This is a genomic window from Rhodococcus maanshanensis NBRC 100610 (genome assembly GCF_001894865.1).
Classification (GTDB): domain Bacteria; phylum Actinomycetota; class Actinomycetes; order Mycobacteriales; family Mycobacteriaceae; genus Rhodococcus_G; species Rhodococcus_G maanshanensis.
In genome coordinates this window covers 39,614-61,269 of sequence record NZ_BCXA01000018.1, presented here as the reverse complement: position 1 = coordinate 61,269, position 21,656 = coordinate 39,614, and the positions used below count along the sequence as shown (strand labels likewise).

Annotated in this window: 20 protein-coding genes; 7 read left to right on the top strand and 13 right to left on the bottom strand. The window is 69.1% G+C overall.

The window, feature by feature from the left end; genetic code table 11:
* Positions 1-10 precede the first annotated feature (10 nt).
* Positions 11-1,069: a saccharopine dehydrogenase NADP-binding domain-containing protein gene (locus RM1_RS10150; protein ID WP_072751176.1), complete on the bottom strand. Its 1,059-nt coding sequence runs from the start codon at positions 1,067-1,069 to the stop codon at positions 11-13.
* Between the two features lie 96 nt (positions 1,070-1,165).
* Here RM1_RS10150 and RM1_RS10145 point away from each other — a divergent pair, with 96 nt between their 5' ends.
* Positions 1,166-2,083: an AraC family transcriptional regulator gene (locus tag RM1_RS10145; protein WP_072751242.1), complete on the top strand. Its 918-nt coding sequence runs from the start codon at positions 1,166-1,168 to the stop codon at positions 2,081-2,083.
* 58 nt (positions 2,084-2,141) lie between these two features.
* Here the strand turns inward: RM1_RS10145 and RM1_RS10140 are convergent, their stop codons facing one another.
* From RM1_RS10140 to RM1_RS10115, 6 genes are all read right to left on the bottom strand, one after another.
* Entirely contained in the window at positions 2,142-2,963 is an 822-nt protein-coding gene (locus RM1_RS10140) for a tyrosine-protein phosphatase (RefSeq protein WP_072751175.1), read from the bottom strand.
* Positions 2,964-3,121: 158 nt separating this feature from the next.
* The gene (locus RM1_RS10135) at positions 3,122-3,838 is read right to left on the bottom strand and encodes a type 1 glutamine amidotransferase (RefSeq protein ID WP_072751174.1); all 717 of its coding nucleotides are present in this window, start codon (positions 3,836-3,838) and stop codon (positions 3,122-3,124) included.
* Positions 3,831-5,090 (bottom strand): MurT ligase domain-containing protein, encoded by a 1,260-nt coding sequence (locus RM1_RS10130; protein WP_072751173.1) that lies wholly within the window; start codon positions 5,088-5,090, stop codon positions 3,831-3,833. The genes RM1_RS10135 and RM1_RS10130 overlap by 8 nt, the downstream gene beginning before the upstream one ends.
* 102 nt (positions 5,091-5,192) lie before the next feature.
* Positions 5,193-6,146 (bottom strand): EamA family transporter, encoded by a 954-nt coding sequence (locus RM1_RS10125; RefSeq protein WP_072751172.1) that lies wholly within the window; start codon positions 6,144-6,146, stop codon positions 5,193-5,195.
* 103 nt (positions 6,147-6,249) lie between these two features.
* Complete coding sequence (asnB, locus tag RM1_RS10120) at positions 6,250-7,920, bottom strand: asparagine synthase B (RefSeq protein ID WP_072751171.1); 1,671 nt, start codon at positions 7,918-7,920, stop codon at positions 6,250-6,252.
* A gap of 209 nt (positions 7,921-8,129) precedes the next feature.
* Positions 8,130-8,597 (bottom strand): hypothetical protein, encoded by a 468-nt coding sequence (locus RM1_RS10115; RefSeq protein ID WP_072751170.1) that lies wholly within the window; start codon positions 8,595-8,597, stop codon positions 8,130-8,132.
* A gap of 86 nt (positions 8,598-8,683) precedes the next feature.
* On the opposite strand from RM1_RS10115, the gene RM1_RS10110 reads away from it, so the two are divergent.
* Positions 8,684-9,577, top strand: coding sequence for a LysR family transcriptional regulator (locus tag RM1_RS10110; RefSeq protein ID WP_072751169.1), 894 nt, complete (start codon positions 8,684-8,686; stop codon positions 9,575-9,577).
* 67 nt (positions 9,578-9,644) lie between these two features.
* On the opposite strand, the gene RM1_RS10105 is transcribed toward RM1_RS10110, so the two are convergent.
* Positions 9,645-10,025: an SHOCT domain-containing protein gene (locus tag RM1_RS10105; RefSeq protein ID WP_174562937.1), complete on the bottom strand. Its 381-nt coding sequence runs from the start codon at positions 10,023-10,025 to the stop codon at positions 9,645-9,647.
* Positions 10,026-10,178: 153 nt separating this feature from the next.
* Between RM1_RS10105 and RM1_RS10100 the strand changes: the two genes are divergently transcribed.
* The 3 genes from RM1_RS10100 to RM1_RS10090 all read left to right on the top strand — a co-directional run bounded on the left by RM1_RS10100 (position 10,179) and on the right by RM1_RS10090 (position 12,977).
* Positions 10,179-10,604 (top strand): DUF6325 family protein, encoded by a 426-nt coding sequence (locus RM1_RS10100; RefSeq protein ID WP_072751167.1) that lies wholly within the window; start codon positions 10,179-10,181, stop codon positions 10,602-10,604.
* 28 nt (positions 10,605-10,632) lie between these two features.
* Positions 10,633-10,983: an SHOCT domain-containing protein gene (locus RM1_RS10095; protein WP_072751166.1), complete on the top strand. Its 351-nt coding sequence runs from the start codon at positions 10,633-10,635 to the stop codon at positions 10,981-10,983.
* 95 nt (positions 10,984-11,078) lie between these two features.
* On the top strand, positions 11,079-12,977 hold the full coding sequence (locus RM1_RS10090) for an alkyl/aryl-sulfatase (RefSeq protein WP_072751165.1): 1,899 nt from the start codon (positions 11,079-11,081) through the stop codon (positions 12,975-12,977).
* 85 nt (positions 12,978-13,062) lie between these two features.
* Here the strand turns inward: RM1_RS10090 and leuA are convergent, their stop codons facing one another.
* Positions 13,063-14,871 carry a 2-isopropylmalate synthase gene (leuA, locus tag RM1_RS10085; protein WP_072751164.1) on the bottom strand — a complete coding sequence of 603 codons (1,809 nt, stop codon included), beginning with the start codon at positions 14,869-14,871 and terminating at the stop codon, positions 13,063-13,065.
* Between the two features lie 361 nt (positions 14,872-15,232).
* Between leuA and RM1_RS10080 the strand changes: the two genes are divergently transcribed.
* A complete protein-coding gene (locus tag RM1_RS10080; protein ID WP_072751163.1) occupies positions 15,233-15,928 on the top strand; it encodes a pentapeptide repeat-containing protein in 696 nt (231 codons plus the stop codon).
* A 56-nt stretch (positions 15,929-15,984) separates the two neighbouring features.
* On the opposite strand, the gene RM1_RS10075 is transcribed toward RM1_RS10080, so the two are convergent.
* From RM1_RS10075 to RM1_RS10060, 4 genes are all read right to left on the bottom strand, one after another.
* Positions 15,985-16,209: a DUF8691 family protein gene (locus RM1_RS10075; RefSeq protein ID WP_027503288.1), complete on the bottom strand. Its 225-nt coding sequence runs from the start codon at positions 16,207-16,209 to the stop codon at positions 15,985-15,987.
* A gap of 119 nt (positions 16,210-16,328) precedes the next feature.
* Positions 16,329-18,974: a winged helix-turn-helix domain-containing protein gene (locus tag RM1_RS10070; RefSeq protein WP_072751162.1), complete on the bottom strand. Its 2,646-nt coding sequence runs from the start codon at positions 18,972-18,974 to the stop codon at positions 16,329-16,331.
* A gap of 170 nt (positions 18,975-19,144) precedes the next feature.
* Positions 19,145-20,155, bottom strand: coding sequence for an LLM class flavin-dependent oxidoreductase (locus RM1_RS10065; protein ID WP_072751241.1), 1,011 nt, complete (start codon positions 20,153-20,155; stop codon positions 19,145-19,147).
* 71 nt (positions 20,156-20,226) lie between these two features.
* Positions 20,227-20,577 (bottom strand): GNAT family N-acetyltransferase, encoded by a 351-nt coding sequence (locus RM1_RS10060; RefSeq protein WP_072751161.1) that lies wholly within the window; start codon positions 20,575-20,577, stop codon positions 20,227-20,229.
* Between the two features lie 95 nt (positions 20,578-20,672).
* Between RM1_RS10060 and RM1_RS10055 the strand changes: the two genes are divergently transcribed.
* Positions 20,673-21,656, top strand: coding sequence for a pirin family protein (locus RM1_RS10055; RefSeq protein ID WP_072751160.1), 984 nt, complete (start codon positions 20,673-20,675; stop codon positions 21,654-21,656).

Genomic DNA, 21,656 nt, shown 5'->3' with positions numbered 1-21,656 from the left:
GCCCGACCCCTTACCGCTCGTCGATCGTCCAGGTGATGCCGAAGGGGGCGAGTGCGTCGAGGAACCCCTCGGCGTCGAAGGCCTCGGCCGCCGTGAGCACGCCCGCCTCGGCAGCGCCGTCCGCGAGCCGAACCGCCGCCTCGACCGCCATCAGTGCCGAGTCGACGTACGAGTCCGGCCCGCTCACCACGCCGCGAACCGCGCGGCCGTCCGCGCCGAAGGCGTCGACCACGAAGTCGTAGCTCAATCCCGGAGTTGGCTCGTTCGGCAACGATTCGACGATCTCCGCGCTCAGGCCGCTCAGCTGGCTGTGGAATGCGGTCTCCAGCACGCCCTCCACATAGGAGACATCGGAGTGGCGTGGGATCGTGAGCACCGGGGGTTGCGGGAACTTCGACACGATGGTGGGCTCGGTGGCGCCGGGGAAGGTCATCTCGCCGCGCCTCGCGGTTCCGCCGGTCTGCAGTCCACCGTCCTGGAAGTGCCAGCCGCCGCTGCGAAACCAGTCCAGGCCGGCCAGCACCGTCTGTGCACTGCCCTTCGACCCGTTGCCTTCCTTCGTGCCGACGAGACTCATCGTGATCTCCACCGGACCCGTCAGCCGTCGCGAGGTCAGGTAGCCGAGGAGGTCGCCGGGGAGATTGCTGTTGGTGATGCCGGGGACCGCCGTCACCCCGGCCCGCACGGCACGGGCGGCGTAGTCGTCGAACACGCGCTTGAGGAAGAGCTGCTCGCCGGACAGGTCGGTGTAGTGCGCCCCGGCGTCGATCGCGGCCGCGAGCACCGCTTCGCCGTGGTCGACGTACGCGGGCAGGCTGCTGATCACGGCGTCGGCGCCGGTGAACGCGGCCACCAGCGCGTCGTGCTCGCCGAGATCCGCGACCCGAACCTCAGCGGCGGGCAGCCCGACGGCCGCGGCGGCGGCGTGCATCCGATCGGCGTTGCGGCCCACCAGGATCGGGGTGATGCCGCGGCGGTTCAGCTCGGTGAGGAGGGAGCCGCCCGTGATCCCGGTGGCGCCGTAGATGGCGATCGTCTTGACGGTGTCGGTGGAGTTCGCTGTTGTCATGACTCAAACAGTATGGAGATCGAGTGAGCGAACCAATGGCTGATTTGCTCAGTTCTATGCCTCAAGCGCTCATCAGGTGAGCGGTAGGGTGAGGTGGTGGACATTCTCAGCGAAGCCGTTGTCGCGATCCGCACGGGCAACCCGACCTCGGGCATGTTCGTCCGTCACGCGCCGTGGGGGCGCAGGTATCCGGTGGTGCCGGGCGCCGGCTTCCATGTGGTGCTCGAGGGCTCCTGCTGGCTGGTGCCGCCGGGCGGCGCACCCATGGCGCTCGGTGTCGGCGACGTCGTCTTCATGCCTCGCGGCGCAGACCACTCCCTGGTGGACAGCCTCGGCAGTTCGGTCACCGAGACAGCACAACCGGGCGAGCCGAGGGAGATATCCGGACCGGGCGTGCGGACGGCATTGCTGTGCGGGGCATATGGACTGGGCAGGCAGCAAAGTCATCCGCTCTTGGGGGAGCTGCCCGAATTCGTCCATCTCCCCGCACGTCTCGGCCGCCATGCCGCGCTGCGCGGCGCCGTGGACCTACTCGTCGCCGAGATCGCTGAACCGAGACCGGGTAGCGACGCGGCAGTTCCCGCATTGCTGGACACCCTGTTGCTGTTCATCTTGCGTGCGTGGCTCGACGACCAGGCTCGGGATCACACCACCGGTTGGGCGGGTGCTCTCGCGGATCCAGCGGTTGCCGCCGCACTGCGCGCCGTCCATGACGATCCCGCCCGCTCGTGGACGGTGCCGGACCTCAGCGACGTCGCCGGCGTCTCGCGGGCGACTCTGGCCAGGCGGTTCACCGCCACCGTCGGCGAGCCGCCACTGACCTACGTGACCCGATGGCGCATGCTGACCGCCGCACGCCTGCTGCGCGAGACCGACGGCCCGATCGGCGTGGTCGCCCGAAAGGTCGGCTACAGCTCCGAATTCGCCTTCGCAAAGGCGTTCAAGCGCGAATACGGACTCGCTCCAGGGCAGTATCGTCGCGCCGAGGACAAGCCCCCACTCGTCGCGGTCTGACCGGATCGTGCGCTCTGCGCAACTCGCCGAGTGCACGATCCGGCCGACGGCGAGACGATCAGCTGAGCAGCTTCGCCTTGAGGTCGGCGATGTCCTGGCTCGTCAAACCGAGTCCCTGGCTCACGTAGTTGTCGAAGCTGCCGTACTTCTGGTCCGCAGCGGCGAATGCGTTGTCGAGCCAGGCCTGCTCAACGGGATTGGGCCCGCTGATGCTCCCGAGGCTGCCCAACCCGCCGCTGTTCGGGTCGACGTACTCGTTGCTGAGCATGTAGTCGGCGTTCACGGTCTCGCGGGGGACACCGAGGATCGTGAGCAGGACCGCGGACAGCCAGCCGGTGCGGTCCTTACCGCTCGTGCAGTGATAGAGCACCGTGTCGGGGGAGTTCTTGATGTCCAGCAGGACGGCCTTGAATGCGGCGGAGGCACCGGCATCGGTCGGCATGACCTTGTAGAACTCGGCCAGGTTCAGCATCGCGATCGCGTTGGCGGGGTTTGCGCCAGCCACGTCGCGGTTCACCCAGGTGGCACCGGCGGGGAGCTTGTCCTGGGCGCGTGAGATCTCGAAGCTGCTGCGCAGGTCTTCGACCGTCTTGACGTTCAGCTGCACGAGCTTGGCCAGGTCGTCCGCGGTCAGCGCGTTGAGGGCATCGCTGCGCAGCACCAGCCCGGACGTGACGGTCTTCCCGTCGGTGGTGGTGTAGCCGCCCAGATCGCGGGCGTTCGGAGCGCCGGTCAGGTGCAGCGAATGGTCGGTCGCGGCGATCGCCACGACCGGCGTCGGTGCGGCCGCGGCGATCGCCGGGACGGGAGCGAGCAGGAGGCCTGCGGTCAGGGCGAGGGCCGCCGCCGACTTGGTTCTGGTGAGGGTGCGCTGGGACACGTGGATTCCTCTTTCGATCGAGAGACATTGGCATGGTGCTCGAGCGAGAACGGCTCCGAGGCTAGCGGCGTGTCGGATCGAGAGGGGGCTATTTCGTTAAAATACGGTATGTAATTGCAAAAGGGCTGCAGTGCTGCAGTGCTGGAAACCGAGCCCGACTAGCGGCCGACCGCGAGGCGTTCCCGGCGCAGCCGGTCGACCTCCTCGAGCTCCAACGGCTCGAGGGCGTCGACGCCGAGCGCGCGGGCCAACAGCAGATCCGCCAGCTCCGGGTTGCGGGCCAGCGCGGGCCCGTGCATGTAGGTGCTGATCACCGAGCCCTGCACCACGCCCTCCAGTCCGTCACCGACGCCGTTGCCGACACCGTGGGTGACCCGGCCGAGCGGCTTCGCGTCCGCGCCGAGGCTGGTACCGCCGCGATGGTTCTCGAACCCGGTCAGCGGCTGGGTCAGCCCGTCCAGCAGCGGTCGGGTGATCACCTCGCCGATCGAGCGCTCGGCCTGCGGCGAGGTGGTGACGTCGAGCAGCGACACGCCCTCGACGCGTTCGCCGGCCGAGGTCTCGTACCAGTGTCCGAGCACCTGGATGGCCGCGCAGATCGCCAGCACGGGGGCGCCGCGACCGGCTGCCTTCTGCAGTCCGGGGTAGCGGGCCAGGTGCCGGGTCGCGAGGCGCTGCGCCGAATCCTCCGCGCCACCAAGGGTGTACACGTCCAACGACTCGGGCACCGGATCGGACAGCGTGATCTCGACGATCTCCGCGTCGATACCGCGCATCCGCAGGCGCTGACGCAGGATCAGCGCGTTGCCGCCGTCGCCGTAGGTCCCCATCACGTCGGGCAGCACCAGCCCGATCCGCACCGTCGACTCAGGCATCCCTGTTCTCCTTCGCGATGGCCGTGTTCAGGTCACGGAACGCCGTGTAGTTGGCCAGCACCTCGACCCGCCCGGGTGGACAGGACGCGATGGCGCGCAGCGGGTTCGGTTCCAGCGTGTGATCGACACCGGCGTAGGTCAGGCGGACCGCGAGGTCCGTGGCCCGCTCGCCGGCCGCCACCACCTTGACGCCCTCGAAATGCTCGAACCGGACGTCCCAGAGCCAGGACAGGTCTTCACCGTCGGGCACCTGGCCGTTGACCGCGATGACCAGTCCGTCGACGTCGTGGTCGATCATCGACAGGGCCTCCTGCCAGCCTGCCGGGTTCTTGGCCAGCAGCATCCGAAGCGTGTGCGCGCCGACCTGGACGGTGCTGTAGCGACCGGCGATCTCGCGGACCGCGGCGGCCGCGGCGACAGCCTCCTCCGCGCGCGCACCGAGGGCGACCGCCGCGGCGACGGCCTGGGCGGCGTTGCCGCGGTTCGCCTTTCCCGGCAGCGTCAGCGACATCGGGATCTTCGATCCGTCCGGGCCGTAGAGATGGTCGTCGTCGAGCCACCAGTCGGGGGTGGGCCGCTCGAAGGAGGTTCCTGTGCTGCGCCAGTGGTTATAGGCGATGCCCGTCGCGTCGCCGGTGCGCTCCTCCCAGACGATCGGCTCGCCGCTGCGCGGGCAGCTCACCGAGTCGCCCGCCCAGCCGCCGCCCGCCGCGACCCACACCACGTTGGGTGCGTCGTAGGCGGCGGAGGCGACGAGCACGTCATCGCAGTTGGCGATCACCACGGCGTCGGGATGCCTGGCCAGGCCCGCCCGCAGCTTGCGCTCGATCATGTTGATCTCGCCGACCCGGTCGAGCTGGTCGCGGCTGAGGTTGAGCAGCACGATCGCCTGCGGCTGCAGGGCGTCGCTGACGTGCGGGACGTGCAGCTCGTCGACCTCGATGGCGGCCAGCGACGCGTCCACGTGGGAGCTGAGCGCGGCCACGATGCCTGCGTCCATGTTCGCGCCGTCGGCCTGGGTCGCGACGTCGCCGATGGTGGCCAGCGCCGCCGCGGTCATCCGGGTGGTCGTCGACTTGCCGTTGGTCCCGGTGATCACAACGGTGCGCTTGCCGCGGCCGAGCTGGTTCATCAGGGAGGGGTCGATCTTGAGGGCGATCAGGCCGCCGATCATCGAGCCCTTGCCCCGGCCCGCCTTCTGCGAGGCCCAGGACGCCGCGGCCGCGGCGCGCAGCGCGAGGCGGCCGCGCACGGAGAATCGGGTGGCCGGGCGGGTCGCCCCGGAATTACCCGGGCGGGTGGCCCCATCATGACGTGTAGACACGGGCAGAGTTTTCCACACCCGCGGCCACGGTCAGATTCGTGCAGGTTCCGGGGTGGGCATCGTCACTGGACCGGCCGGGGCCGGGATCGTCGACGCGGGCCCACGCACGGCGGACGGAGTGGTCGCCCGTGCCATGCCGCCGAGGCAGCCGCCGACCACGACCACCGCGCCGACCAGGGACAGGACGCTGGGCCGCTCGCCGAGCACCAGCCAGGCGGCTCCGATCCCGACGACCGGGACCAGCAGCGAGAACGGTGCGACGACGCCCGCCGGGTAGCGGCTCATCAACGCGGACCACAGCCCGGAGCCCGCGATGGTGCCGAGTAGGACGATGTACGCGAGTCCGGCGAGGGCAGGCCAGCCGTCGGCGCTGAAGGAGTCGCCGAGGGCGGACCAGCCCACGGTGGGGCCCTCGACCGCGGCGGACAGCGCCAGCATGGGAAGCGGCGCCACCACGGTCATCCACAGCGTCAGCCGCAGCGGATTGTCCGCCCTGGCGAGCCGGTTGCCGAGGTTGCCGAAGGCCCAGCCGAGCGCGGCGAGGAGGGTGAGCAGGACCGGCAGCAGCGCCGCATGCTGGGCGCGGTCCCAGCCGATCATCGTCATCCCGCAGACCGCTACCGCGATCCCGAGCAACTGGCGTCGGCTCACGTGCTCGCGCATCAGCAGCGCGCCGAGTAGGACGGTGAACGGCGCCGAGGCCTGCAGCACCAGGGAGGCCAGCCCGGTCGGCATGCCGGTGTTCATCGCCCAGAACAGGAATCCGAACTGCGCAACGCCGAATCCGAACCCGTACAGCAGGAGCCAGCGTAGTGGCACGTTCGGCCGAGGCACGAAGAGCACAACGGGGATCGCGATCACCAGGAACCGCAATGCCGCGAAGAAGAACGGCGGGAAGTGATCGAGTCCCGCGCGGATCGCGAGGAAGTTCAGTCCCCACAGCAACGCGACGGTCAGTCCGAGGGCTCGATCACGGTTGGTCATGCCGTCAATCGTGAGCGAGCGAAAGTATCAGAACAATCGAATATAAATGGACGGTTGATGTAGTTCTTCTACATCAACCGTCCATGGAGGGTTGAGCCGTCGGCTATCGCGCGAGCGCCTGTTCGTGCACGCCCTGCACCGCGCGGCCGGACGGGTCGGCCATCGCGGCGAACTCCGGGTCCCACTCGAGTGCGGCGGGGGTGGAGCAGGCGATGGACTTGCCGCCGGGCACGGTGGCCGCGCAGGCCTCGCCCGGGAAGTGCTGGGCGAAGATCCGCCGGTAGAGGTAGGCCTCCTTGGTCTCCGGCGTGTTGTGCGGGAACTCGACCGCGGCGGACGCGAGCTCGGCATCGGTGACCACGGCCTCGGCGTGGTCCTTGAGCCCGTCGATCCAGCCATAGCCGACGCCGTCGCTGAACTGCTCCTTCTGCCGCCACAGGATCTGCTCGGGCAGCGCGCCGTCGAACGCCTCGCGGATCACGGCCTTCTCGATCCGGCCCCCGCCTGCCATCTTGTGGGCGGCGTCCATGCCCATCGCGGTGTCGAGGAACTCCAGGTCGAGGAACGGCACCCGCGCCTCCACACCCCAGGCCATCATCGACTTGTTCGCGCGCAGGCAGTCGTAGCTGTGCAGGGCATCGAGTTTGGCGACGGTCTCCTCGTGGAAGGCCTGCGCGGACGGTGCCTTGTGGAAGTACAGGTAGCCGCCGAACATCTCGTCGGCGCCCTCCCCGGAGAGCACCATCTTCACGCCCATCGCCTTGATCCGACGCGCCAGCAGGAACATCGGCGTCGAGGCCCGGATCGTGGTCACGTCGTACGTCTCGATGTGCCGGATCACCTCCGGCAGCGCGTCGAGGCCCTCGGCGAAGGTGTAGACGAAGCCGTGGTGCTCGGTGCCGAGGGCGTCGGCGGCGAGCTGGGCGGCCGCCAGGTCCGGCGAGCCCTCCAGCCCGATCGCGAACGAATGCAGGTGCGGCCACCAGGCCTCGCTGCGGTCGTCGTCCTCGACGCGGTCGCGCGCGAATCGGGCCGCGCACGCCGCCACCAGCGACGAGTCCAGGCCGCCGGAGAGCAGCACGCCGTAGGGGACGTCGGTCATCATCTGCCGGTGCACGGCCTGCTCGAACGCGTGCCGCAGCTCCTGCGGGCTGACCTCGGTGCCGACCGTAGCGGAGTGCTCACGCCACGGCTTGTCGTAGTACCGGCGCAGCTCACCGGTCGCGCTGTCGTAGATGTGGCCGGGCGGGAACGCGGTCACGTCATCGCACACCCCCACCAGCGCCTTCATCTCCGAGGCGACCAGGATGCGGCCCTGGGCGTCGTGGCCCCAGTACAGCGGGATCACCCCGATCGGGTCGCGGGCGATCAGGAAACGCTGCTGCTCGGCATCGAACAGCGCGAACGCGAAGATGCCGTTGAGCCGGTTGACGAAATCGGCGTCCCCGTCGCGGTAGAGGGCGCTGATCACCTCGCAGTCCGAGCCGGTGGTGAAGTCGTAACCACTGGCCGCGCGCAGCTCACGATGGTTGTAGATCTCCCCGTTGACGGCCAGCGCGAGGTGACCGTCCCGCGAGCGCAGCGGCTGCGATCCGCTGGCGGGGTCGACGATCGCCAGCCGCTCGTGCACCAGGATCGCGCCGTCGCCGACGAACACCCCGCTCCAGTCGGGCCCGCGGTGCCGTTGCCTACGCGACAGTTCCACGGCCTGAACGCGCAGCGCGGCCAGATCGTCGCCGGACTGCAGATCGAAAATGCCGAGGATCGAACACACGGGGCCGAACTCCTTTGGATCGTGGCAGGAGAGGCCGACCGATTTGCCTGCACCCGCTGGGTTGGTCGATGACGCAACACGGCGAGGGCCCAACCGTGGCGGGCCCTCGCCATGTGAATCTGTTGAAGGTTACTCGTTGTTACCGCGCATCCCGCTCTCATCATGGATTTGTGCCAACTGTCGGGACATCCGGGGGCCTTTCGGTCGTGTCACGCGGCGGCGATGTGCTCCTCGAGCAGATCGAGCGACTCGCCGTGGTCGTCGCCCACCTTGGCCAGCAGGCCGGTGGCCAGGAGCAGCCAGGACAGCAGCTGCGCCCCCGGCTTTCCCTTGAACGCCGGGCGGAAGCGAATGGTCTCGGTGACGATGTGGCCGCCATCCGCCGGTTCCATGGTGAGCACCACATCCTGCCGGATGCCCCGCTGCTTGCCGGAGAACTCGAACACCCTGTTCGGCACGTGCCGGGTGATGGTCCAGCGGACGATGTCGAAGTCGCACTCCTCGCCGTGCCTGCTGTCCCAGCCGTGCCCGGCGGCCATCGCGAAGTCCGGCAGGAGCACCGTCTCCGTCTTGTGCTCCTCGTACAGTCCGGTCTCCACCGGGTGGGTGAAGGCGTGCCAGATGACGTCCGGGTCCCCCTCCAGCAGTCGCCAGTTCGTGAAGGATGCGTAGCCCATGACTGCCCCCGGATGTGTGGCCCGGCCGCTACCGGCGAGGGTGTGCGGCGGGCGAAGTTCGTTGCCGGACAGAGTAGCTTTCCTGCATGGACGCCGAACGCCTCCGTGTGCTGCGTGAACTGGCCGACCGGGGCACGGTGTCGGCGACGGCGGCCGCACTCTCGATGACCCCGTCGGCGGTCTCCCAGCAACTCAAGATCCTTGCCCGCGAGGCGGGGGTCGCGATCCTCGAGCCGGACGGTCGTCGCCTGCGACTCACCGATGCCGGGCACGCGCTGGTCCTGCGCGCCGAGGACGTGCTGGCCGCACTGGACCGGGCGAGCGCGGAGATGGCCTCCTATCGAGGGTCGCCGCGGGGGCGGGTCCGGGTCGCGCTCTTCCCCTCCGGCGCCGCGTTGCTGCTGCCGGGGGTCCTCGCCCGGATCTCCGACCTCGGCGTCGAGATCGAGGCGCAGGACGTGGACGAGCCGGCCTCGGCGGTGCCGCAGCTACTGGCCGATTTCGATGTGGTCCTCACCCACCGCGACGAGCGTGCTCCCTCGCTGATCTCGCCCCGGGTGCGGACAGAGGCGCTGATGCGTGAGCCCATCGACCTGCTCCTCGGCCCGGGGCATCCGCTTGCCGACAGATCCGAGGTGGGGCTCGCCGAGCTGGCGGACGAGAGCTGGATCAGCGTGCGCGGCGGGTTCCCCGTCGACGACGTGCTGCAGTCGGTGGCCGCCGCCACCGGGGTCCAGCCACGGGTGGTCCAGCGCATCAACGACTTCCGGGTGATCGAGGAGTTGGTCGCGGCGGGCCACGGGGTGGCCCTGATGCCGCGTTATGCGCTCGCGCACCAGGGGCTGGTGTGCAAGCGCCTGGCCGGTGTCCGCGCGGCCCGAATCTACGAGTTGGCAACCCGGCCCGCCGCGACGGACCGACCCGCGGTGGGGGCGGTGCTCGCCGCCTTCCGGGAGGAAGCGGCGAACGTGAAGGGGTGAGGCACAGACGACGAAACTCCGGGCGCCGCAGGGGCGCCCGGAGTTTCGTCGGCAATGCGGGAGAAGGCTAGGAGAGCGCCTTGCCCTTGAGCGCCGTGAACTCGGCCTCGGTGATGGCGCCGCTGTCCAGCAGTGCCTTCGCGTCCGCGATCTGGTCCGCAGGGGACTTACCGCCCGCCACGTTCTTGATGTAGGCGTCCTGCTCGTCCTTGAGGTGCTGAGCTGCGGCGATGGACCGCTTGGTCATGCTGTCACCGCGGGCGATGAGGTAGATGAGTGCGGTGATGAACGGCAGGAAGATCAGGAAGAAGACCCACACCGCCTTCCACCAACCCGACAGCTTGTGGTCGCGGAAGAGGTCACCGATGATCGAGAAGAGCAGCATCAGGTACGCCACGAAGGCGAAGGTGATGATGATCAGCCACAGGAAATCCCAAAACGAGTTCACGTCGTTCATCAAAAGCTCCATTCACATAAGGATCTGACTGTTCGTCAAAGGATCGCAGAGTAGGGCGCGGCGGGCATCATCCTTTGCAGGTGAGTTGCGATTCATCCGTGTGGGGTGAGGCGACTCGAGACGGAGGGGAGCAGGCTGGGCGGCATGAGCGACTCATTGAACATCGGCCCGGTGGAGCTGGTGGTGCTGACCTTTCCAGGGGCTCAAGTGGATCCCGGAACCATCGCCGCGCTCCAGGATGTGGTCGAGCGGGGCTACGTCACGCTGCTCGACCTCGTCTACATCGCGAAGGACGCAGACGGCAACATCACCCAGGTGGACGTCGACGAGGATCTCGACGAGGTCGGCCTGGCCATTCTGTCGATCGAGGCCAAGGCGCTGATCAGCGACGAGGACCTCGACGTGGTGCGCGACTCGCTCGAGCCCGGTACCTCGGCCGCGATCATCGTCTACGAGGAGACGTGGGCGCGCCAGATCGCGTCGACCGTCCGCGGCGCGGGTGGCGAGGTCGCCCTGCACGTCCAGATCCCCCGCGACGCGGTCGTGGCGGCCGTCGCTGCCGCACTGTAGGAATCCCGCACCAGCACAGGAGAGTTTCATGGTTTTCAGAGCCGGCCGCATCGGCCGCCCCGGATTGCTCGGCACCGTTGCGCGCACCGCCGTGATCGCGGGCACCGCCCAGGCGACGTCCAACGCGATGAATCGCCGATCCCAGCAGAAGGCCGCGGAGCAGCAGGCCTACGCCGAACAGCAGGCGGCGCAGCAGCAGGCCGCGTACGCGCAGCAAGCCCAGGCCCAGGCCGCGTACGCGCAGCAGGCTCAGGCGCCGCAGGCCGCGCCCGCGGGCGACGACCTCATCGCCAAGCTGCAGCAGCTCGCCCAGTTGCACGAGTCGGGGGCGCTCTCCGACGAGGAGTTCGCCGCCGCGAAGGCAAAGCTGCTTGGATAGGCGGCTCCGCCGCCCGTGAGTGCTTGTGGCCCCCAGGCGGGCCGCAAGCACTCAGATTCCGTCTACACGCATCGACGAGAGGATCACCGGTTCCCATGACGACTTTCGAGGACGCGACCGAGACGGTCGCGGCGGCCAACGAGCGGGCGGCTCACACCCTCCCGTTCGCCGACGACACCGATCTGGCCGACGCCGAGCGGGGGTTCATCGCGGCCCTTGCCCCGGGGGTGGTGACCGGTTCCGACGGAAACGTGGTGTGGGACAACGACTCCTATGCCTTCCTTGAGGGACCTTGCCCGCCGACCGTGAACCCGAGCCTGTGGCGTCAGTCCGGATTGGTGGCCAAGCAGGGCCTGTTCGAGGTGAGCGAGCGGGTCTATCAGGTCCGCGGGCTGGACCTGTCCAATATGACTCTGATCGAGGGCGAGACCGGGGTCATCGTGATCGACCCGCTGATCTCGGCGGAGACCGCGGCCGCCGGGCTCGCGCTCTACCGCGAGCACCGCGGCGATCGCCCGGTCACTGCGGTGATCTACACCCACTCGCACATCGACCACTTCGGCGGCGTCAAGGGCGTCACCACGGCGGAGGACGTGGCCGCGGGGCGCTGCCCGATCCTCGCGCCGGTCGGTTTCGTGGAACACGCGGTCGAGGAGAACGTCTACGCAGGCACCGCGATGGCCCGACGAGCCGCCTACATGTACGGCGCCGCGCTGCCCCGCGGACCCAGGGGCGGGGTCGGCGCCGGGCTGGGCCAGACGACGTCCACCGGCACGCCGACGCTCATCATGCCGACCGTGTACGTGTCCTCGACCGGGCAGGCCGAGACCGTCGACGGGGTACGCATCGAGTTCCAGATGACGCCGGGCACCGAGGCGCCATCGGAGATGAACTTCTACTTCCCGGACCTGCGGGCGTTGTGCATGGCGGAGAACGCGACCCACACCCTGCACAACCTGCTGACCCTGCGCGGCGCACTGGTCCGCGATCCGCACGTGTGGTCCAAGTACCTCACCGAGTCGATCAACCTGTACGCCTCGAAGTCCGACGTGCTGTTCGCCTCGCATCACTGGCCGACCTGGGGCACCGAGCGCCTCACGGAGTTCCTGTCCCTGCAACGGGACCTGTACGGCTACCTGCACGATCAGACGTTGCGGCGGATCAACCAGGGCCACACCGGAATCGAGATCGCCGAGGAGATCGAGCTGCCGCCCGCGCTGGCGAATGCCTGGCACACCCGCGGCTACTACGGCTCGGTCAGCCACAACGTCAAGGCGATCTACCAGCGCTACATGGGCTGGTTCGACGGGAATCCCGCGCATCTCTGGGAGCACCCGCCGGTGGAGTCCGCGAAACGGCACGTCGAGTTCATGGGCGGCTCGGCCGAGGTGCTGCGCAGGGCAAGGGAGTCGTTTGCGGCCGGTGACTTCCGCTGGGTCGCGCAGGTGGTCAATTACGTGATCTTCGCCGAACCCGGCAACGCGGAGGCGAAGGCGTTGCAGGCCGACACGTTCGAGCAGCTCGGCTACGGCGCCGAGAACGGCACCTGGCGGAACTTCTACCTCACCGGGGCGTACGAGCTGCGGAACGGGCCGGTGGGCACGCCGACCACGTCCGCCGCCCCGGACATCGCGGCCGCGCTGACGGTGGAGCAGGTCTTCGACGCGGTGTCCCTGCGGATCGACGGACCGCGGGCCTGGTCGGCGCGCATCGTGATCGACTGGCGGGTCACCGATGAGGACCTGGTGCACCGGACGCAACTCAGCAACGGGCTGCTGGTCCACTTCGACCTCGACGGCGAATCCACCGGCGCGGACGCGACCTTCACCCTCACCCGACCCGTTCTCCTCGGGGTGTTGGTCGGCGGCGCGGACATCGCGAAGGCGATCGGAGACGGAACCATCGTCGCGGAGGGAGACGTCGCGAAGCTTGCCGAGCTCGCCGGGTACCTCGACGCGCCGGACCCCGACTTCGCCATCGTCACCCCGGACTGAGGTGACGCAGCCGAGACGGTGCGCAGCGAACTGTGCGCGCGTCGTACCCCCATCGGGGTACGACGCGCGCACAGGCGCGTAGCGCCTAGTAGGCGCGGTTGACCGCGGAGACCACGCCGCGCAGCGAGGCGGTGGTGATGGAGGTCGCGATGCCGACGCCCCACACCGTCTTGGTGACACCGTCGGGCCGGGTCACCGCGCACTCCACGTAGGCCGCGGCCTGCGCGTCGTCGCCCGCGGACATGGCGTGCTCGCTGTAGTCGAGCACCCGGACGTCGAAGCCGATCGTCCCGATCGCATCGACGAACGCCGCCAACGGTCCGTTGCCGGAGCCGGTGATCTCCTGTTCCTTGCCGTTCGCCTTCACGACCGCGGTGATGGCGTCCGTGCCGCCGTCCTCCTCGGACGCGGTCACCTTCTGGCGAATCCGTTCCAGGGGGCTGATCGGGGCCAGGTACTCCTCGTTGAAGACGTCCCACATCTCCTTGGGGGAGACCTCGCCGCCCTCGCCGTCGGTGATCTTCTGGACGGCGGAGGAGAACTCCATCTGCAGGCGGCGCGGCAGCACAAGGCCGTGGTCGGCCTTCATGATGTAGGCGACGCCGCCCTTGCCGGACTGCGAGTTCACCCGGATCACGGCCTCGTAGCTGCGGCCAACGTCCTTGGGGTCGATCGGCAGGTACGGGACCGCCCAGAGGATGTCGTCGACGTCGGCGTCCTGTGCGTCCGCCGAGATCTTCATCTGGTCGAGGCCCTTGTTGATCGCGTCCTGGTGGCTGCCGGAGAACGCCGTGTACACCAGGTCGCCGCCGTACGGGTGCCGCTCGGCGACGGGCAGCTGGTTGCAGTACTCGACCGTGCGGCGGATCTCGTCGATGCTGGAGAAGTCGATCTGCGGATCCACGCCGCGGGTGAACATGTTCAGGCCGAGGGTGACCAGGCAGACGTTGCCGGTGCGCTCGCCGTTGCCGAACAGGCAGCCCTCGATGCGATCCGCCCCGGCCTGGAAGCCGAGCTCCGCCGCCGCGACACCGGTGCCGCGGTCGTTGTGCGGGTGCAGCGACAGGATCACGGAGTCACGGCGGGCGAGGTTGCGGCTCATCCACTCGATGGAGTCGGCGTACACGTTCGGCGTCGCCATCTCGACGGTGGCGGGCAGGTTCAGGATGATCGGGTTCTCGGGCGTCGGCGCGATCACCTCGGTGACGGCGTCGCACACCTCCTTCGCGTACTCCAGCTCGGTGCCGGTGTACGACTCGGGGGAGTACTCGTACCGCCAGTTGGTGTCCGGGTACTTCGCCGCCTCCTCCAGGCACTTGCGTGCGCCAGCGGTGGCGATCTTCTTGATCGCGTCGCGCTCGGCCCGGAACACCACCCGGCGCTGCAGGATCGAGGTGGAGTTGTAGAAGTGCACGATGACGCTGCGGGCGCCGTCGCAGGCGGCGAACGTGCGCTCGATCAGCTCGTCGCGGCACTGGGTGAGGACCTGGATGGTCACGTCGTCGGGGATCGCCCCGTCCTCGATGATCTCGCGGACGAAGTCGTAGTCGGTCTGGCTGGCCGACGGGAAGCCGACCTCGATCTCCTTGTATCCCATCCGCACCAGCAGGTCGAACATGCGGCGCTTGCGGGCCGGGCTCATCGGGTCGATGAGGGCCTGATTGCCGTCACGCAGGTCGACGGCGCACCACAGCGGGGCGCGGTCGATGATCTTGTCCGGCCAGGTGCGGTCCGGGAGGGAGATGGGCTCGACCTCCTCGGCGAACGACCGGTACCGGTAGGTCGGCATGGAGGAGTTCTTCTGCTGGTTCCAGACGGGCTGGTCGGCAGGTGCGGGCTTCGACGGCGGCGTGATGGTGCGCGATCCGGAAGTAAAAGCGTCGGCGGATGACATTGACGATTCTCCGAGATGAAGGGACGGTTGGTCCGTGGTGTCGACCGGCGCGTCTGAACCCCGCGACGGGTGGCCAGTCTGGATCAGACCCCGTCGCGGCGGTGAAGAAGGAGCGCCCGCTGCATGAGGAAGAGTCTACCTGCCTCGGCAATCGCGCCGGATCTCACCCGTCGGGAGTGACGTGATGCTCATCGCTGACCGGGCCCCCGGACCTGGTCCGGAAGGGCAGGTCGGTAGCCCGGGAACCCGTCGGTCGCTTTGTTTCGCGAAACAGAAGGACGGGGCGGCCCCGTTCGTTTAATGTGTCCGCGTCGGGCTGTGATTTCGACCCGCTGGGGTCGTTCGGGAAGTGGGAAAATTCATGTCGGCTTTGAACAATGCTGTCCGTGGGCTGGGTATCGCGGCCCTCAGTACCGGAATCGCGATGGTGGGGTTGGCGGCGGTGGCGCCGACCGCGAGCGCCGACACGGTCCTCGGGACCTGCACTGTCGTCTCGAGCCCGAATCCCGAGCACGCCACCGACTGCCTCGGTGCGAACCTGGCCGGGGCGAACCTGACGGGCGTGAACCTGGCCGGGGCGAACCTGTCGGGCGCGAACCTGCTCGGTGCGAACCTGTCCGGAGCGAACCTGACCGGCGCGAACCTGAGCAGCGCGAACCTCGGGAACTCGCTCCTCGCGAACGCGAACCTGGGCGGCGCGAACCTGACCAACGCCTACCTGGTCAGCGCGAACCTCGTCGATGCGAACCTCGCCGGCGCGAACATGGCTGGGGCGAACCTGTCCGGCGCCAACGTGTTCGGCGCCAAGCTCAAGGACGCGCTCTCGGTGAACCTCGCCGGTGCCAACGAGAACGGCGCGCCGATCGGCGGGGGCAGCAGCTCGATGCCGAACGGGCAGCCGCTGTTCGGCTCTAGCGTGACCGGTTCGGCCAACACCAGCGGCATCGGCACTGGCACCGAGGGTGGAGCGAAGGAAGACCCGCTGCAGCCGCTGATCGGTTCCGCGGTGACCGGCTCGACGAACATCAGCGGTATGGGTGCCGGCGTCCCGGAGTAGATCTCCCCAGATGAAGCCGCGCCCCCGTCGGGGGTGCGGCTTTTTCGTTCCCTGACTCAGTCGGGGAGGCGTCGCATCTCGATGACCGTCAGACCCATCGTGTCGAAACGCGCGAGCATCCCGCGCAGCTGGACGTCGCCGTCGATCGGGCCGTACAGCGTCGTGTAGGCGTGCGGGGTGGGCGACACGCTCAGCTCCGGAAATGCGGCCAGCACGCGCTCGGACAGATCACCGCGTACGAGGAACTCGTAGCGGACCCGGGCGGATTGGGGGTGTGCCACCGACGGGCCTCCTCCTGAGTCGACTGGGCTGATCCGTGATCAGTAGACCTTCGACTTCCCAGTGTCCGCCGATGTGGGGCGCACGCCTCACCCGCGAGTGGTGAAATGCGCGGCCGCGGTCACAGCAACCCGCGCGCCCTGGCCTCGGTGATGGCGTCCCGCCTGGTCCGCACGTCCAGCTTCCGGTAGATGCCGCGCAGGTGGGTCTTGACGGTGTTGACGGAGACGAACAGGTCCGCGGCGATCTGTTCGGCGGTGTGCCATGAGGGCAGCTCGACGAGGAGTTCCATCTCACGGGGGGTGAGCAGGTCGGTCGCACCCTGTGCGGACTGCGGGATCACCGACCGCGCGCGCTCGGCGAACTTGTCGTACACCCCGAAACGGTCGCGGTGCCGGTCCAGCAGGTCCCTCAGCGGCTCGCCGCCGTCGTAGAACGGCCGCAGGATGCTCTCGGGTTCCGCGATCGTCATGGCCTCGACCAGCGCGGACCGCGCGGCGATCGACTCGTTCCTTGCGTCCGCGATGGTGGCCGCCATGAGCCAGGCGCGGATGAGGGTGACTTCCGACAGGCATTCGAGTTCACCGCCGAGGACCGGGGCGAGCTCGCGGCGCGCCGCGTCCAGCCGTCGGTGGTGCAGCGACATCGTGGCGTGCAGCACGGCGGCCTCGCCACCGTGCCCGAGTTCCGCCGCGGTCAGCTCCGCGATCTGGGCGGCCCAGACGGGCTCCCCGACCTGGAGGAACGCCCGTTGGGCGGACGCCGCGACGAGGGCGGTGGTGCCCGGCGGCAGTGGTTGATTTCGCGCAGGTGCGCAGTGGTCGCGGATCACCCTCGCCACCGCGTGCCGGTCGTCGGTGGACTCGAATTCGAGAACGGCCCCCAAGAGCACGGAGGCCCGCCCCAGCGCCGGGTTCTCGCAGTCCGCGAGGTGCGGGACGCACTGGCTCGCCAATTGCTGCGTCGCCTCGTCCTCGACCCTCAGGTAGTGGCCGAGGGCCCCGAACAGCTGGGCGACATGGAAGTGCCGGTGCTCGGTGAGGTGGTGGGCGCGGCCGTGGTCCGCGGCCTCCGATGCTCTGGCGGCCATGTCGTCGAGTCGGCACCGATAGGCCGCCAGCGCGGTCAGCGCGGCGAGGGCCTGCAGCACGACGGCGGGCAGTTCGGCGGCGCGGGCGGTGGCCAGCGCGTCTTCGAGGTGCCCGTCCGCGGGCTCGAGCCGGCCGAGATACATCTCGGCGATGCCCTCCTGCAGCAGTGCGAAGGAGTCGAGCTCCGGGTCACCTGCCGCGCCGACCGGGTCCGATTGCAGCGCCTCGAGAGCGTCTTCGATGCCGCCGGTCTGAACGGCGACCTGCACGCGGAGCCCGTCCCCGAGAATCTCGAGATCGGTGGGCAGTTCCGCGTGGTCCTGCGCCGATGCCCGGTCGAGCGCGCTGAGGGTGGAGGAGGCCGCGGCGGTGTTGCCCCTGGCGAGCTCGGCGGCGACCCTGAGCAGTCGGGTGGACGGATCGGTACGCACGGCAGGCGGCACCCGGTCGAGGACGCTGATCACGGCGTCCCAGCTGCCCGCGAGCACCAGCCGCAGGCCGCACTCCTGCAGCAGCGCCAGCAGTGCGTCGTCATCGCCTGCGTGCAGCGCGTGTTCGAGCGCGGGTACGTGATCGCCGCTGCGGGCGAACCACCCGGCCGCGACTCGCTCGAGGTCCCCGACCGCATGGCGTCCCAGCCGGCCGACCTCGGCGCGCAGATACTCGCGCAACAGCGGGTGATACCGGTACCAGCCCGGCGAGCCGGACACCCGCTCGACGAGAAAATTGGAGTGCTCGAGGGTGTCGAGGACATCGCGGCTCCCCGGGTTCCCGGTGAGTGCCTCGGCGAGTTCGACGGTGAAGGCGTCGGGGATCGACGTCTCGACGACGAACTCTCGCTCGTCCCCGGTGAGACCGTCCAGCACCTCGTTGACGAGATAGTCGGCGACCACCCTGCTGTCCCCGCTGAAATCGGTGATCATCGCGGTCGGGTCGGGGTGGCGCGCGAGGGAGATCGCGGCGAGCCGCAGACCGGCCGCCCAGCCCTCGGTGCGGCTGCGGATCTTGGCCAGGTCGCAGTCGCCGAGGCGGACCCCGTGCTCCGCGAACAGGATGGCCGCCTCGTCCTCGGTGAAGGCCAGTTCACGATGGGAGAGGTCGTACACCCTGCCCTCGAGTCGCATTCGATGAAGGGCGAGGGGCGGTTCGAAGCGTGCGGCCAGGACGGTGCGCAGGCACGGCGGTGCCCAGCGGAGGTATTGCCCCAGCGACTCGAGGGCCGTCGGTTCGTGCAGCAGGTGCGCGTCGTCGACGATCAGCCAGACCGGCTCGCCGACGGCCTCGAGCGCCTGGGCGAGGGCGGCGGGGAAGTGGTCCTCGGCGGTGGGCGGCAGCAGGCGAACCGCCTCGGAGACCGCTGGGCTGCAGGAGTTCTCCAGGGCCGCGCGAACCGCGGAACGGACCGCGCCCAGGTCGTTGTCCTGCTCCTCGATGGTGAGCCAGGCGATCGTCGGGGGGGTCGGCTGTGCGGAGACGGCGGCGGTCCAGTCCGAGAGCAGCATCGTCTTGCCCGCACCGACGGGCGCGATGAGCATGGCGATCGTGTTCGGGGAGTCCGGCGGCGAGGACATCGCGTCGGAGAGCGAATCCAGCAGTCGCTGACGGCGAATCACCGGGTGCGCATACTTCGGGATCCGATTTCGCGCCTGCTGTGTATCCCAATTCACCACGGACATCTGGCCTCTTCCCGACGGTCGATCCCGCCGAGGCCCGTTGCGTCGGCGTTCCCCCGTCACAGCACCGCGCGGGGGCCAGTAAAGGGATCGTAACGGCAGGACAGTCTATTTGGGTGTCGGACGCGTGACCAGTTGGTGTCCGGCGGGTTCGAGGCCCGCCGGACAGTTGGCTACTGCCGTACCAGTGGGGCGACCTTGGTGCCGAGCAGTTCGATGGTCCGCATGACCTTGTCGTGGGGGAGCGGGCCGACGCTGGGGTGCAGCATGAACCGTTCGATCCCGAGGGTCTCGCGCATGTCGACGATCTTCTCCGCGACCTGTTCCGGGTTGCCCAGTATCAGCGAGCCGCCAGGGCCACGCATGCCGTCGAAGCTCTCGGGAGTCATTGGTGCCCAGCCGCGTTCCCGGCCGAGCCCGGTCATCGCGGCAGCATAGCTCGGGTAGAACTCGGCCGCGGCCTGTTCCTCGGTGTCGGCGATGTACCCGTGTGCGTGCACCGCGATCGGCTGGGATTCGTGGCCGCCCTCCGTCACGGCGCGACGGTGCAGATCGGCCAGCGGGGCGAACCGTGCGGGACTACCGCCGATGATCGCGAGCGCCATCGGCAGGCCCAACAGTCCTGCCCTGGCGACGGATTCGGGGTTGCCGCCGACGCCGACCCAGATCGGGAGCGGGCGCTCGGGCCGGGGGTGGATCGACTGCCGGTCCAGCGGTGCCCGGTGGTTGCCCGACCAGGTCACGGTCTCGGAGTCGCGGATGGCCAGCAGCAGACCGAGCTTCTCGACGAACAGCTCGTCGTAGTCGGCGAGGTCGTAGCCGAACAGCGGGAACGATTCGGTGAACGAGCCGCGGCCTGCCATCACCTCGGCGCGGCCACCCGAGAGCAGGTCGAGGGTGGCGAACTCCTCGAACACGCGCACGGGATCGTCGGAACTCAGCACGGTGACCGCGCTGGTCAGCTTGATGGACTCGGTCCTGGCCGCGGCGGCGGCCAGGACGACGGCTGGGGCGGAGGCTGCGAAGTCCGCGCGGTGGTGCTCGCCCACTCCGTATACGTCGAGGCCGACCTGCTCCGCGAGAGCGACCTCTTCCATGAGGTTGCTCAGCCGCTCTCGCGGCGACACGCCCCCGTTCCGCCCGCCGGTGCCGACCTCCGCAAACGTCGTCAAGCCGAGTTCCATCGAGCCACCCTCCATCATGTAGTCAAAAGATCAACTACATGGGTAACCCGAAGCCGGCCCAGGAAATTCCGTCAGGCCTGCGAGTCCCGCACGGCCTGCCGTGCCTCGGGCGTCACCTGGTCGACCTCGGCCGCGAAGTCGTCGTGCTTCTCGAGATAGCCGGCGACGAAGGGGCAGATGGGGACGATGCGCTTGCCGTCGCGCACGGTCTCGGCGAGCGCATCGTGGATCAGCAGGCTCGCCAGGCCGCGCCCGCCGTACTGTTCCCCGATCTCGGTGTGGAAGAAGATCCGTTGGGTGTCCCGGTCCAGGTACTCGGTGAACCCGGCCAGCTCCGTGCCGAGGCGGACCTCGTAGCGGTGCAGCGCGGGGGAGTCCAGGACCGCGGGGGCCTGCTCGCCTGCGACATGTTCGTCTGTCATGGGCCCACTATGCCGCAGGGATACCCTGGATGCGGTCCGACGGTGGTTCGGGCGGAGTCCGTCGACGGTGCCGTAGCGCCCAGGATCGAGGAACGATGAGCAATCTCGACCCCGCTCCCGACGAGCTGGTCTGCGCAGGCGACGAGGGTCGCGACGGTGGCCCGCGGCTCCTGGATTTCCGCGATGTCCCCCTCGGCGGCCCGCGCGCGATGCCGGTGCGGCGCTCGCTCCCGCAACGCGCGCAGTCGTTCATCGGTGCCTGGTGCTTCCTCGATCACTACGGGCCCGACGATGTCTCGAAGAGCGGCGGCATGAAGGTCGCCGGTCACCCGCACACCGGACTGCAGACGGTGTCCTGGTTGTTCGCCGGCGAGATCGAGCACCGCGACACCACGGGAGTCCACGCGCTGGTCCGGCCTGGCGAGATCAACCTGATGACTGCAGGCTCGGGGATCGCCCATTCCGAGTTCTCGACACCGCAGACGTCCGTGCTGCACGGCGTCCAGCTGTGGGTGGCGCTGCCGGACGAACATCGGTTCACCGCACCCGCTTTCGAGCACTACGCGCCGCCTGTGGTCGATCACGACGGGGTGCGGGTGCTGGTGTTCCTCGGCGCGCTCCTCGGGCAGCGGTCCCCGGTGAAGACGTTCAGCGCGTTGCTCGGCGCCGAGCTGACCTTGCCGCCGGGCCGGTCCCTGCAGCTCGACCTCGAGCCCGGTTTCGAGCACGGCGTGCTGGTGGACACCGGTGGCGCGACGGTCGGCGGGGTGAGCGCGAAGCCGGGTCAACTGGTGTATCTGTCGCCGGGTGCCACCCGGATGGAGGTGCGGGCCTCCGACGACGAGCAGACGCGCATCCTGCTGCTCGGTGGTGAGCCGCTTGGCGAGGAGATCGTCATGTGGTGGAACTTCATCGGCCGCAGCCACGACGAGGTCGTGCAGTTCCGCGAGGACTGGCAGCGCGAACGGTCGGATCAGGCAGCGGCGACGGCTGGGCGGTACGGCCCGTTCCCCACGCAGTGGCGCGAGACCATCCCCGCACCGATCCTGCCGAACACCCGCCTCAAGCCGCGGAGCTAG